We start from the raw sequence: 13,716 nt of genomic DNA, 5'->3' as shown, positions 1-13,716 counted from the left end.
GGTCATGACCGATCTGCTCCTCAAGGCTAGGCAGAACACCACGCTACTGGCGGACCGCCCCGCCATCGTCGGCGACGTGACGACCGTGTCGCGCCGTACTCTGACGTGGGGCGAACTCGGCACCCGCATCGACGGTCTGGTCGGAGGGTTCCGGGAGCGGGGCCGCAAGCCCGGCGACCGCATCGGCATCGCCCACTACCAGGGCACCTTCGGTCTCGAGCTCTATCTCGCCGCGCAGGCGGCGGGTCTGCAACCGGTGCTGCTCGGCATCACCCTCAACAAGCACCTCGACGCCGCCGCACGGGCTCTCGACCTCGCGGAGCTGTTCACCGGACCGGAGTTGCTCACGGAGGCGCGGCGCGCCATGGGGTCGGCACCCGTCTGGTTCACCGAGCCCGGCGCCGACAGCTACGACGAGGTCGCCCGGCCCGACGGCGACATCGAGTGGGTCGGCCTCCGGGCCGCCGACACCGTGTCCGGGATCCAGTACTCGACAGGTACGACCGGCGTACCCAAGGGGATGGTCCGCTCCGTCGGGGCGGACTTCTGGGACGCGGTGAACCGTTCGCTGTGCATGCGGTTGCGCCACTCGGAGCGTTGGCTCGCCGCGAGCCCGACGAACATCAACGTCTCCGTCGGCGCCCTGCGGTGCATGACTCTCCTGGGCGGCACGACCATCGCCCTGGACGACGTCTCCGTCGCCTCGATCGAGCGCAACAGCGAGGACGGCGTCACAGTCCTGCCGCTTCAGGCGCCCGCCTGGCGTGAGCTTCTCGACTCGGGCGCGGCCCAGCGTCTGCTCGACAGGGGCCTGCGGGTCTGCGTCGCGACGGGTCAGCGGACGCCGCGGGCGACGCTGCGCCGCCTCGGCGAGCTCATGACCGACCGGGGGGAGGTCGTCAACAGCTACGGCCTCACCGAGACGAGCACCCTCACGATCCTCACGTCGTCGATGCCGGAGTACGGCGACTCGTCCTCGGTCGGGCGGCCCGCGCCGCTGAGCACCGTCGACATCGCCCCGCGCAAGGACACGTACGGTGACCCGCGCGGTGCCGGCGAGGTCCGGGCGACCGGGCCGGGCATCTCGCCCGGTTACATCCTGGCGTCCGAGCTGCACTCGACGACCCCGTCCAACGTGGGCACGTCGACCGACGAGTGGTTCTACACAGGTGACGTCGGCCGTTGGGACGAGCGGGGCAACCTGCAGATCCTCGGCCGGTGGAAGGACGCCTTCGTCCTCAACGGCACGTACGTCTACCCGTACGAGATCGAGGGGATTCTCGGTGAGATCCCCGGCGTGCGGGACTCCGTGGTGCTGGGCCTGCGTGCCGACGGTCAGGCCGTCGGCGGCGAGGTCTCGGCGGACTACGTGGCCGTCGTCGTCCACTTCGAGGGCGACGTGGCCGAGCAGCGGGCCGCGATCGGGGCGGCTGTCGCCGATTTCCCGGCCGACCTGAGGCGGCTGTTGCTCGTCGACGAGATGCCCCGCAACTCCAGCGCGAAGATCAACCGCGCCGAGGTCGCAGCCCTCGTCGTGGCCGGCGTCCCGTCGGTGTTGGAGCTGTGATGGGAGGGGTCGACGTGAAGCCACTGCGTATCTGCATGATTTCGCCGATCCACCTCTCCGAGTCGATCACCGCTGCCCGGGCGGCGCGTCTGCGCACGCTCGGCGGATCGGACCTCGACGTCGACCTCGTCCGCCTGCCGCCCGAGGCGCCGCCGGGCCTCGACCGGCCGGAGGACGTCGAGGCGGCGGCGACGCACATCGCCGCCGTGGCGGCGGGCCTGGATCCGGCGCGCTACGACGTCGTCATGCCGGACTGTGTCCTCGACCCCGGCGTCGAGGCGCTCGGTGAGGGGGAGATCCCGGTCCTCGGTCTGCTCCGCCTCATCGCCGGCGGCCTGTACGGGATCGGCGGTCCATTCTCGGCTGTCACCCGAAACGAGACGATCGCTGACGAACTCGCGGCACGACTGCGCGGCTACGGCCTTGCCGACGGTTTCCGGGGGACCGACATCCTCAACCTTGGAATCGAAAAGGTGGTCCACGAGGAGGAATGGACGAGCGCTCTGGATCGGATCGTGCGCGAGCGTTCCAGGGCTGGTGTCGCCATCGTTCTCAACGGGTGCAGCGCCGTCGCGACCGGCCCGTCCTCCTGGTCGGACAGCTGGATAGTTGACCCAACGACATACGCTTTTGACCTGATCAGGGCTCGTTTGCGGAACGGTTTGCAGCCGGTCGGCTAGGGCCTGCGAGAGCCGCGCCGGGCGGTGTTGACGCCACCGCCCGGCAGGTGCGGCCGATGTTGCCAAACCGCAGCCGATCTGGCCGTTGACATCACTGTGGCGGCTCCATAACCTCGCATATAGAAAGCCCGTTCCACAGAACGAAACACGAACGGCTAATCCCTTCGACGGCTTCGGGACCGCACCACAGTGCGGCCGGCTCTCGCAATCCCTCTTGGATCACTCCTGCCCGGCTTGCTGGACCGGGCCCTCTCCTCATCGGAGGACATCGTGAAAGAAATTTCCTCGACCCCGTTCAGCCGAAGGCGTGCGCTGTTCCTCGGGCTGTCCAGCGCGGCGGCCCTCGCCTTGACCTCGTGTCGCGGCGCCGACACCTCGACCGGCACCGGCGACAACATCGACGCGCTGTCCCGTGACGGTGGGCCGGGCGACGGGCCGCCCGCCGGCGTGCAGCTGGCCGCCACCCAGGTGGCCACCATCGCCGTGTCGAACCTGTCCTCGTCGGTCGACCCGATGGTCGTCGTCAGCGGCGGCGCTCGGCGCTTCGACATGTACGAGTCGCTCGTCGACACCCACCCGAGCACCGGCGAGCCCCGGCCGTTCCTCGCCACGCAGTGGAAGCAGGTCGACGACCGCACCTGGCAGTTCACGCTGCGCGAGGGCGTCAAGTTCCACGACGGCACCCCGATGACCGCCGAGGACGTCGTCTTCAGCTTCCAGCGGGCGTCGACCCCGGGCTACGGCATCGCGACGCACTTCTCGACGATGGAGAGCTCGCGCATCGTCGACGAGAAGACCATCGAGCTGGTCACCAAGACCCCGGACGTGCTGATCCTCAAGCGTCTGGCCCAGGTCGCCATCCTGCCGAAGAAGTACTACGAGGGCCTCGGCTCGGACCAGAAGACGCGCGACGCCGCCTTCGCCAAGGCGCCGATCGGCACCGGCCCCTACAAGTTCGTGTCGTACGCCTCGGACAAGGCAGTGGTGAAGAAGGCCGGCGACACGACGTGGCGTAAGCCCACCCTGGAAGAGATCACCTTCCTGCTCGTCACCGACGCCGGCACGCAGCTCAACTCGTTCCTCGCCGGGGACGTGCACTACATCAACATCCAGCCGCTCAACAACCTGCCGACCCTCACGAACGCCGGCGCGACCCTCATCGAGCTGACCAAGGGCAACGACCTCGGCGCCTTCATGGACTCGGTCGACAACAAGGGCAAGCCGAAGACCGGGCCGATGGGTGACAAGCGGGTCCGCCAGGCGCTCCAGTACGCGCTCAACAAGCAGGAGCTCGTCAAGGACGTCCTGCAGGGCCGCACCGTCGCCGACGACGGCCAGCTCATCGGCAAGGGCCTGCCGGGCTACACGGACACCGTGAAGGACTACCCGTACGACGTCGAGAAGGCCAAGTCCCTGCTCGACGAGGCGGGCTACCCCGTCAAGGCCGACGGCACCCGCTTCACCATCACGATGGCCTCCGCCTTCGCGGGTACGGGCTCCGTGCGCCGTCTCATCGGTGAGTGGATGCAGTCGTCGATCAGCAAGCTCGGCATCAAGGTCGAGTTCACGGCGCTCACCGACACCGCGCTGCAGCTCGAGTACTTCTACAACACCAAGCAGCGCCCCGACATCTACCACTTCGGTCTGTTCACGCGCCCGTACATGGACGCCGCGCGGGCCTACAGCCGGTTCATCTCCACGAGCGGCTCGTACCACATGGCCAACCCCGAGTTCGACGAGATGTACAAGCAGCAGCTCGGTGAGCAGGACCCGGCCAAGCGGCAGGCGATCCTCGCCAAGATGACCGAGCTGTTCCACGAGGAGTCCTGCTTCCTGTTCGCCTGCGGTGACGTCTGGATCGACGCGGGGGCCAAGAACCTCAAGGGTCTGGTCCAGTGCGACGTCCAGACCGAGCAGTACTACGACCGGCTCTACCTGACGGCATGACGGTGATTCCGTCTGACGGGTCGTCGGCGTTGTTCGCTCCGGTTCCCGAGTCCACTCGGGATCCGGAGACGATGGAGGCATACGAGAAGGCCCACGCGTTGTTCGGGCACGTCTCCGAGCTGTTCTCCGTCCTCGCGAACGCGCCGACGGCCCTGTCGGGGTGGGTCGATCTGCTCCGTCGCCTGCGCCGTGAGCTGGCGGTCGAACCGCGGCTCACGGAGCCGGCGATCATCACGGTGGCGCGGTTGCACGGCAACGGACGGATCGCCGCGTCGCACGAGCGGCTGGCGGCCGCAGCCGGGGTGGACACACGGCTGCTCCGCGCGGCTGTCGCCGGTGAGACCGACGGGCTCGACGCCGACGAGCGGCTGGTCTGCGAGCTTGCCACGGCGATCGTCGGCGGTGGGGCTCCGGAATCGCTCGTGCGGCGCTGCCAGTCGCGCTTCGGGGTCAGGGAGACCGCCGAGCTCATCATCGTCACGTCGTTCTACTGCATGGTCTGCCGTGTCACCGCCTCGATGCAGGTCTACGTCGACCTGCCACCGACACAACCGTCCGGGGACTGATCGGCGCCATGGCTGCTGTACTCGAATACGACAGGTACCCCGGTCCGGGGCCACTCGCGGTGCTGTTGCACGGGTGGGCCTGTGCCGGGGAGGACCTGCGTCCGCTGGCCCTTGAACTCGCTGGCCGGTACGACGTGCTCGTGCCCGGCCTGCCGGGTCACCCCCGCACGGGGGCGGCGCTCGGTCCGGCGTACGGGGTCGAGGCGATGGCTCGGTGCGTTCTCGACCTCGTTGCGGCGGTGGATCGTGGGCCGGCTCTCCTCGTCGGCCACAGCCTCGGTGGCGCCATCGCGCTCGCCGCGGCGCGGCTCGAACCGGAGCTCGTCACCCGGGTCGTCACGGTGGAGACGTCGTGGGCCTGGGTGGCGGCACCCGGTGGGCTCGTCGACCCCGCAGAAGTGGAACGCCGGATCACCAGTGTGAACAACAAGCGGGAAGCGCTTGGCCTCGCCACAGTTGCCGGCCAGCTCGACCCCGCTGCTATGGCGGAGTCGCTGTCCTCGGTGCTCGCGTGGTCCCGGGACCCCGACCGAGGCTCGCCCCTGCATCGACTGGGCGTCTTCGGTGACCCCGGCTGGGCTGGGGTACAGGCGGCCGGGACGCAGGGGACCGCAGCGGAGGGCGTTCGGGTCGTCCAGTTGCCGGGGTGCGGGCACTGGCCGCACGTGGAACGTCCGGCCGAGGTCGCCCAGCTGGTGGCGGCTGCCGAGACCGCGTGAGAAGAGCATTGACCGCCCGGTAGTACTCAATTACGTTGTGCGGAACGCCGTTCCAAAATCGGGAGGTGCCGTGAGCTTTCTGAAAGTTGTGCTTGTCCACGGCGCCGGCCGTGGTGCCTGGTGTTGGCGGCGCCTCACCCCACTGCTCGACGCGGTCGGGGTGCAGTGGGAGGCGCCGACGCTGACCGGGCTCGGAGAGCGCGCGCACCTGCTCACCCCCGAGGTCGGCATGCAGACCCACATCGACGACGTGAACGCCGTCGTCGCCCGGCACGCTCCGGCCGGTGTGTGCCTCGTCGGCCACAGCTACGGCGCGGTAGTGGTGGCCGGCGTCCTCGGGACCAGGCCCGAGAACGTCGCGCGGGTCGTCCTGATCGACGGCCCCGTCGTCGAAGACGGCGAGAGCGGAGCGGACGTCCACCCGGCCGGTGACGCGATGCGAGCCCGAGCGCGGCGGCTCGCCGACACCGACATCATTCCCATCTCCGGCCGGCCCGACGACCGGCTCTCCCCGGCGGACAACGCCTGGATCGCCGCCAGCGTCACCCCCCAACCCCTGCGGTGCGTCACCGACCCGGTCCGCCTGCCCGGCGGATGGCCACGGGACCTGCCCAAGGACTACGTCCTGTGCGGCCCGCCGGAGGCATTTCCGGACCGGCCGTACCTCTCCCGGGTCCGGGCCAGCGACGGGTGGTCCACCCACCAGATCGACAGTCCGCACGACGTGATGATCGCGCGACCCGACTGGCTCGCGACGTTGCTCGTCGGTCTCTGCGCCAACCCCAACGACGACTCCCGACGCTCGTGCCCGTAGCGACGGAAAGGCTGAACGCATGACTCTCAACGTCGCGCCCCCGGGCACCGCCCCCGCGACGACCGGCGACGGTGACGGAGGCCCCCGGGCCCCCATCTGGTCCCGGTTCCTCTCGCACGGCGTCGTCAGCTTCGCGTTGCGGAGCATCGTGCGCCTCGTCCTGGTCATCATCGGCGTACTCACGCTCCTGTTCGTCCTGCTCCGCGTCGCCGGTGACCCGGCCGAGGCCCTCGCAGGGCAGGACGCCGAGCCCGCCGACCTGGAGCGCATCCGCGAGGATCTCGGGCTCAACCGGCCGATCATGACGCAGTACCTGGAGTTCGTCTCCCGGGCGTTCCTGTTCGACTTCGGCGACTCGTACCGGCTCGGGACCGACGCCATGGCCGAAGTGCTGCACCGCATGCCAGCCACCCTCGGGCTCATCCTGGCCGCGCTCCTGCTCGCGCCGCTCATCGGCGTACCGCTGGGCATGATCGCCGCGCTCACCCGCAGCCGGATCTACAACAAGCTGATGGACGTCATCGTCGTGGGCGGCCAGGCCATTCCGGTCTTCGCCGTCGCGGTCCTGCTCGTCTACCTGTTCGCCGTCGACCTGCGCTGGGTGCCGTCCATGGCGACGGAGGGCTTCGCCTCGGACCCCCGGGCGATCATCCTGCCGATCCTCGTGCTCGCCATCCATCCCATCGCCCGCGTCCTCGAAGTGACCCGGGCGGGCCTGGCCGACAGCATGCAGGAGGACTTCGTCCGCACCGCGCTGTCGAAGGGCGTGCCGCCCGCCCGGCTCGTGACGCGCCACGCGATCCGTCCGGTGCTCAACAGCCTCATCACCGTCATCGGCGTCGACTTCGCCGGAATGCTCTCCGGTGGCGTCGTCGTCGAGTTCATCTTCGTCTGGCCCGGCCTCGGCCACGTGCTCATCTCCGGCGTCTCCAACCGCGACTACCCCCTGGTGGGGGCGGCGACGTTCGTCGCGGCCGTCCTCGTGGTGCTCGTCAACCTCATCATCGACATCGCCTACCGCAGGCTCGACCCGCGGATTCGAAAGGGGCGCTGACCATGGCTCAGACATCGCCACCGGCCAGCGCGCCGGGCCCGGCAGGCCACGCCGACACGGTGGCTGCCGACGTCCGTGCGGCTGCGGCGACGCCGGGCGGTCCACCCGTACCCGGCCAGCGCGACCCGTCGCGGACCCTGGCGCGCTCGTTCCTGCGGTCCAAGGGCGGGGTGATCAGTCTCGTCGTGCTGCTGGCCATCATCGTCGTGACGCTGCTGGCCGACCAGGTCGCGCCCTACGACCCGGAGGAGCCCAGCCCCGCCAAGGCGCTGCTCAAGCCCGTGTGGGCCGGCGGCAGCGGCGACCACCTGCTCGGCACCGACGAACTCGGCCGCGACCTGCTCTCCCGGCTCATCTTCGGCGCCCGGACCGCCCTGGCCCTCGCCTTCGGCGCCGCCACGATCAGTGCCATCGTCGGCACCGTGCTCGGCCTCGTCGGCGGCATGAACCGTCGGTGGATCGGGCCTGTCGTCGACTGGCTCTGCGACGTGCAGCTCGCCTTCCCCAACATCGTCCTCGCCCTTGTCGTCATCACGTCGCAGGGCAACAGCATCGGCTCGCTGCTGTTCGTACTGTCGATCTTCGGGTGGGTGCACTTCGCCCGTGTCGTGCGCAGTGAGGTGCTCACCCTCCGGCAGGCCGATTTCGTCCTCGCGGCGCGCGGCAGTGGCGGGTCGACCCTCAGCATCACCTTCCAGCACATCCTGCCCAACGTGATGTCGTCAGTGCTCGTCCTCTGGACGTTCGCGGTCGCGACGGTGCTCCTGCTCGTCAGTGGCCTCAGCTTCCTCGGCCTCGGCGTGCAGCCCCCGGCCTCCGACTGGGGCCAGCTGTTCGCCTCCGGGCGTGCCTTCCTCATCCAGAACCCGTGGTACGCGTTCATGCCCGCCGTCGCCATCACCGTCACGGTGCTCTGCGCGACGGTGCTGGGCCGGACGCTCCGCAAGACTCTGAACCCGAGGACCCGATGACTACCATTCCGAACCCGCCCCTGCTCGCGGTGCGCGACGTCACCGTGTCCATCACCAAGGGCAAGCGCGAGACCGAGGCCGTGACGGGCATCGACTTCGACCTGGCCGCCGGGGAGATCGTCGCCATCGTCGGCGAGACGGGGTCGGGCAAGTCCCTGTCGGCCCTCTCCGTGCTCCAGCTGATCCGTCACCCCGTGCAGCTCACCCGCGGCAGCGTGCTGCTGGAGGGCAAGGACCTCACCACGCTCGCACCCGCCGACCTGCGCCGGGTGCGTGGCGGCGACATCGGGATGATCTTCCAGGACCCGATGACCGCGCTGAGCCCGTTCCACACGGTCGGGCAGCAGATCGGCGAGGCCATCACGCTGCACCGCAAACTGCCGAAGGCCGCTGTACGCGAGAGGATCCTGCGTCTGCTCGGCGACGTCGGCATCGTCAACCCCAAGCAGCGGATCGACCAGTACCCCCACGAGCTGTCCGGCGGCACCCAGCAGCGCGTCATGATCGCGATGGCGCTGGCCAACGAGCCCAAGCTGCTCATCGCGGACGAGCCGACGACCGGCCTCGACGTGACAGTCCAGGCACAGATCCTGCGCCTCGTCCGCGAGGCCGCCGTGTCGTGGGGAATGGGCGTACTGCTCATCACCCACGACCTGGGTGTCGTGGCCGGCTACAGCGACCGCGTCGTCGTCATGTACGCCGGAAACGTCGTCGAGAGCGGGCCCACGGAGGAGGTTCTGGCCGCGCCGGCCCACCCCTATACGCGGGCGCTGCTCGACGCGCGGCCGGAGAACGGCAGACCCGGCACGAAACTCAACGCGATCTCCGGCGGGCCGCCGGAGCTGTTCAAGTTCCCCGTCGGCTGCCGGTTCCAGCCGCGCTGTGCGACTGCGACCGCCGACTGCGGCACGGCGAACCCCCCGCTCCTGCCCGCGCCGGACGCCTCCGAGGGGCGGCTCGTCCGCTGCATCCATCCCTACGGGTCGCCGGCGCCCAGTGAGCCGGTCCGGTCGCCAGGCGTGTCGATCGCCCCGCCCTCGGTCCGCGCCGAACCCGGCGTCACCGCCATCCACGCCGAAGGTCTGCGCCGTGTGTTCGGCAGCGGTGGGAACATCACAAAGGCTGTCGACGGGGTCGACCTCCAGCTCGCGTTCGGCGAGACCCTCGGCATCGTCGGCGAATCGGGCTGCGGCAAGTCGACGACGGCGCGGATCCTCGCCGGGCTCGACCAGCCGACCGACGGCATCATCCGGTACGCCGACGGCAAGGAACTCTCGAAGAGCCGCCGCGGCGTCGACCACACCTTCGTCCAGTACGTCTTCCAGGACACCTTCGGCTCGCTCAACCCCCGGCGTACCGTCTGGCAGATCATCGAGGAGCCGCTCCGGCGGCTCACCGATCTCTCGAAGGCCCAGCGCGCCAAGCGGATCCGCGAGTACATGGCCGAGTGCGGGCTCATGCCGAGCATCGAGTCCCGCTACCCGCACGAGCTGTCCGGCGGCCAGCGCCAGCGCGTCGGCATCTGCCGTGCTCTCGTCGTCCAGCCCAAGGTCGTCGTCATGGACGAGCCGATGTCCGGCCTCGACCTGTCGGTGCAGGCGCAGATCATCAACCTGCTGGAGGACCTCAAGAAGGACCTCGGGCTGACCGCAGTGCTCGTCTCGCACGACATCGGCGTCATCCGGCACCTCTGCGACCGGGTCGCGGTGATGTACCTCGGCCGCGTCGTCGAGACCGGCCCGGCGAGCACACTGCTCACCGGCCCGCTGCACCCGTACACGGCGGCACTGCTCAGCGCCGTCCCGCACCTGGGGACAGAGGAGCGCCGCACCGAGATCCCGCTGCGCGGCGATGCCGGCGACGTCGACCCGTTGTCGGTCTGCGGTTTCGCGCCGCGCTGCCCGATCGCGCGCCCCGAGTGCCGGACCCGCGAGCTGAGCCTGCAACCCGGACGCGACGGCGTGCTCGTCGCATGCCACTACCCGGGGCAGTTCGACCAAGCCTGAGTTACCTGCCGCTGTGCCCCGCGCAGCCGAAGTAGCACCGCCACAAAGTAGAGGAAGGCCGATACATGAACGAGCTGTCACAGTGTGATGTTCTGGTCCGGGGCCGGGTCATCACGATGGACGCCAACAGGCGCGTGCTCTCCGACGGCTGGGTCGCCATCACCGACGGCGCCATCGTCGAGGTCGGCACCGGGCCGGCCCCCTACCAGCCGGGCGAGACCTGGGGCGGTGCCGACTACCTCGTCATGCCGGGGCTCGTCAACACCCACACGCACCTCGTCCAGGGCTGCATCCGCAGCATGGCCGAGGGCACGAAGTTCCAGGAGCGGCTGTTCGGGTTCTACTACCCGATGACCGGCGCCTGCGACGAGGAGCGGTCCTACTGGTCGGCGATGACGCCGACGCTCGACCTGCTGCGCTCGGGCGTGACCACGACGACCGACGACCACTTCACCCACGCCAACAAGCGCTCGATGGACGGCGTGCTTCGCGCCCTTACCGACTCGGGCATCCGCGCCCGTGCCGCGCGCCTGCTCATCAACGACCCGCTCGCGGTGCCGGAGGAGCTGCGCGAGGACATCGACACGGCCCTGAGCGAGACCGACCGGCTCGCGGCTGCCTTCGACTCCGAGACGATGTCGGTCACGGCCAGCTCGATCGGCATCACCTACGTCAGCGAGTCCGACCTGCGCGCGCTCTACCAGTGGACGCTCGACAAGGGCAAGCAGTTCGACATCCACGCTCCCTCGATGATGGACGGCGCGTACCTCAAGGAGGTCCGTGGCTGGGAGGGCGGCTCGTTCGAGTGGCTGCACTCGGAGGGCATGCTCGACAAGCACGTCATCGGCATCCACGCCCAGCACATCCGCCCGGGTGAGGCCGAGCTGATCGCCCGCGCCGGCGCCACCATCTCCCTGGTTCCGGACATGGAACTCATCCTGGGCATGGTTACCTTCGACTCGCGTCAGTACCTCGACGCCGGGGTCACCGTCGGTATCGGCCTCGACGGCCCGGTCGTCTCGTACGGCCACAACTACTGGCTCGGGCTGCGGTCGTACCTCATGGCCCAGCGCATCGGTGACAGCGCGCGGCGGCTCACCCGCGGCGACAAGGGCAACTTCGGCGACGAGCTGCTGTTCGGCACCGCGGAGGAGGCGCTCGAACTCGGCACCATCGGCGGCGCCCGGGCGCTCGGTCTCGGTGACCGGATCGGGTCGCTCGAGGTGGGCAAGGAAGCCGACCTGCTCGTCATCGACATGTCGCGCGAGACGACGGCGGCTCCCGACGGGGCGCTGCTCGCCAACCTCGTCTGGTCCGGTGGCCCGGCCCCCGACTCCATCGACCGGGTCGTCGTGCGCGGTCGCACGATGATGCGCCGAGGCGAGCCGGTGCAGGTCGACCTCAAGGAGGCCGTGCGTCGCGCGAACGAGGTCCAGCGCGAGCTGTTCGAGGAGACCGGCTGCGACAGCTTCCTTCGGCGCGGCTCGACCTGGCAGTGGTCGTGACGAGCGACGCGGCGCTGGACGCCCCCGCGAACCCCACCATCGGGTGGATCGGGCTGGGCGGCATGGGGATGGCGATGGCCACGAGGCTCGTCGATCGTGGCCGTCCCGTCCTCGGATGGAACCGGAGCGCGGCACGCGCGGCCGACGCCGCCGCCCACGGGGTCACTGTCACCTCGGACATCTCCGAGGTGGCAGCGCGCGACATCGTCGTCAGCACGCTGCCCGACGACGAGGTGGTGCGCCAGGTCCTCGCCGGTGACACGGTCCTCGCGGCCATGTCGCCGGGCAGCGTCCACGTCAACTGCGCCACCATCTCGCCGGGGCTGTCGCGCGACCTCGACGGCCTCTACCGGGCTCGGGGCGCGCACTACGTCTCGGCGCCGGTCTTCGGTCGGTCCGCGGCAGCGGTCAATGGTCAGCTCACTGTCGTCGCGGGTGGGGACGCGGAGCCGGTGGATCTGATCCGTCCGGTCCTCGCCGACCTGGCGGTCAGTGTCCACGCCTTTCCGGAGGCGGCACAGGCCAACCTGGTCAAGATCCTCGGCAACTACCTGATCGCCGTCACGGCCAGCTCGCTCGGCGAGGTGGCCGGGGTCGCCGAGAGTGCCGGGGTGGACCCGGGACAGCTGCTCGACGTACTCACCGAGCGGTTGTTCTCCGGGCTGATCCACCGCGCCTACGGCGAGATGGTCGTGGCACAGCGTTACGAGCCGGTCGCATTCACGATGCGGCTGGGAAAGAAGGACGTCGACCTGGCCCGCGCCCAGGCGCAGCAGCACGCGGGTCGGCTGCCCCTCGGTGACGTCATCGCCGGGGCGCTCGGCGAGGGCGTCGACGGCACGGCCGCCGACAAGGACTGGGCGTTCGTCGCGGAGTGGTTCCGGACGCAGGCGGGAGGATCGAAATGAGCCGTTGGCTCGTCGTGGGATATGGCCGGGCCGGCGAGGTGCACGCGGCCGCGCTCTCGCGTGTCTCGACGGCAGTCGTCGCCGGTGTCGTCGAGGCCTCGCCGGTAGCCCGCGAACGAGCCTCCGCTGCGGGCTATGCCGTGCACAGCGATCTCGACGCGGCGATCAAGGAGGCGCGTCCCGACGCGATCTCGGTGGCGCTGCCGCACGATCTGCACGAATGGACCGTCGAGGTGGCGGCGGCCAACGGGATTCCCGTCCTCGTGGAGAAGCCCCTCGCCCGCGACGCCGAAGAGGCGGGCCGGATGGTGGCCGTCGCCAGGGCCGGCGGTGTCGAACTCGGCTGCCTGATGAACTACCGGTCCTACGCCCAACTGCGTTGGATCCGGGACATCGTCGCCGATGGCACGCTGCGGGTGCACAACGTCGTCGTCGAGGTCAACCTGCCGGCGGCCGTGCAGGTGCCCGGTTGGCAGACGAGCGAGGCCCGGGCGGGACGCGGCCTCCTCCTCACCGTCGGGGTCCACTACCTCGATCTGCTCGCCTGGTGGTTCGGTGCTCCGGAGCGCCTCGTGGCCGACGTCAGGGGATCGTTCGACGATGCCGCGACGGCGCTCATCGCGCTGCCCGGCGACGTCCGGGCGGCCGTCTCGATGGTGGCCGTCGCAGCCCGTGGCGCAGGCGTGCGGATCACCCTCTCCGCCAGCGAGGGGACCGTTGTCATCGAAGGTTCCCGGGTGGTGTCGAGCCCCGAGGGCATGACCCCGCCGGAGCCGGAGACCGAGGGCGCGGACCTGCTGTACGGCGCGGGCCATCTGGAGTATTTTCGGGCGGCCGATCGTGCCGTAGAACTGGGGAGACCCTTCCCCGTGAGCGGGGACGACGGCCTGGAAGCCGTACGCCTCGTGGATCTCTGGTACGCCTCGGCGCGGGCCGGAGGATGGGTCGGGTACGGCGAGTAACATGGCGACCCACCACG

12 protein-coding genes are annotated in these 13,716 nt (G+C 69.9%); all 12 read left to right on the top strand.

Annotated features, from left to right (window positions below):
* Positions 1–4 precede the first annotated feature (4 nt).
* Positions 5–1,567 carry a class I adenylate-forming enzyme family protein gene (locus ADK66_RS08215; RefSeq protein ID WP_053653310.1) on the top strand — a complete coding sequence of 521 codons (1,563 nt, stop codon included), beginning with the start codon at positions 5–7 and terminating at the stop codon, positions 1,565–1,567.
* Positions 1,567–2,247 carry an aspartate/glutamate racemase family protein gene (locus tag ADK66_RS08210; protein WP_157552335.1) on the top strand — a complete coding sequence of 227 codons (681 nt, stop codon included), beginning with the start codon at positions 1,567–1,569 and terminating at the stop codon, positions 2,245–2,247. Before ADK66_RS08215 ends, ADK66_RS08210 begins: the two co-directional genes overlap by 1 nt.
* Positions 2,248–2,517: 270 nt before the next feature.
* Entirely contained in the window at positions 2,518–4,194 is a 1,677-nt protein-coding gene (locus tag ADK66_RS08205; RefSeq protein ID WP_157552333.1) for an ABC transporter substrate-binding protein, read from the top strand.
* A gap of 71 nt (positions 4,195–4,265) precedes the next feature.
* Positions 4,266–4,760, top strand: coding sequence for a carboxymuconolactone decarboxylase family protein (locus tag ADK66_RS08200; protein WP_157552331.1), 495 nt, complete (start codon positions 4,266–4,268; stop codon positions 4,758–4,760).
* An 8-nt stretch (positions 4,761–4,768) separates the two neighbouring features.
* Positions 4,769–5,479, top strand: coding sequence for an alpha/beta fold hydrolase (locus tag ADK66_RS08195; protein ID WP_053653306.1), 711 nt, complete (start codon positions 4,769–4,771; stop codon positions 5,477–5,479).
* 70 nt (positions 5,480–5,549) lie between these two features.
* Entirely contained in the window at positions 5,550–6,293 is a 744-nt protein-coding gene (locus ADK66_RS08190; RefSeq protein WP_197281459.1) for an alpha/beta fold hydrolase, read from the top strand.
* Positions 6,294–6,312: 19 nt separating this feature from the next.
* A complete protein-coding gene (locus ADK66_RS08185) occupies positions 6,313–7,347 on the top strand; it encodes an ABC transporter permease (protein ID WP_053653304.1) in 1,035 nt (344 codons plus the stop codon).
* 2 nt (positions 7,348–7,349) lie between these two features.
* Positions 7,350–8,318, top strand: coding sequence for an ABC transporter permease (locus tag ADK66_RS08180; RefSeq protein WP_053653303.1), 969 nt, complete (start codon positions 7,350–7,352; stop codon positions 8,316–8,318).
* Positions 8,315–10,324 (top strand): ABC transporter ATP-binding protein, encoded by a 2,010-nt coding sequence (locus ADK66_RS08175; protein ID WP_053653302.1) that lies wholly within the window; start codon positions 8,315–8,317, stop codon positions 10,322–10,324. Before ADK66_RS08180 ends, ADK66_RS08175 begins: the two co-directional genes overlap by 4 nt.
* Positions 10,325–10,389: 65 nt before the next feature.
* Positions 10,390–11,829 carry an amidohydrolase family protein gene (locus ADK66_RS08170; RefSeq protein ID WP_053653301.1) on the top strand — a complete coding sequence of 480 codons (1,440 nt, stop codon included), beginning with the start codon at positions 10,390–10,392 and terminating at the stop codon, positions 11,827–11,829.
* Positions 11,826–12,737, top strand: coding sequence for an NAD(P)-dependent oxidoreductase (locus tag ADK66_RS08165; RefSeq protein WP_157552329.1), 912 nt, complete (start codon positions 11,826–11,828; stop codon positions 12,735–12,737). Before ADK66_RS08170 ends, ADK66_RS08165 begins: the two co-directional genes overlap by 4 nt.
* Positions 12,734–13,699 carry a Gfo/Idh/MocA family protein gene (locus ADK66_RS08160; protein WP_053653299.1) on the top strand — a complete coding sequence of 322 codons (966 nt, stop codon included), beginning with the start codon at positions 12,734–12,736 and terminating at the stop codon, positions 13,697–13,699. Before ADK66_RS08165 ends, ADK66_RS08160 begins: the two co-directional genes overlap by 4 nt.
* The last annotated feature ends 17 nt before the right edge of the window (positions 13,700–13,716 follow it).

The organism is Micromonospora sp. NRRL B-16802, from assembly GCF_001279555.1.
Lineage (GTDB): Bacteria > Actinomycetota > Actinomycetes > Mycobacteriales > Micromonosporaceae > Micromonospora > Micromonospora profundi.
The sequence above is the reverse complement of the archived record's forward strand: the minus strand, read 5'-3'. Positions and strand labels throughout refer to the sequence as shown.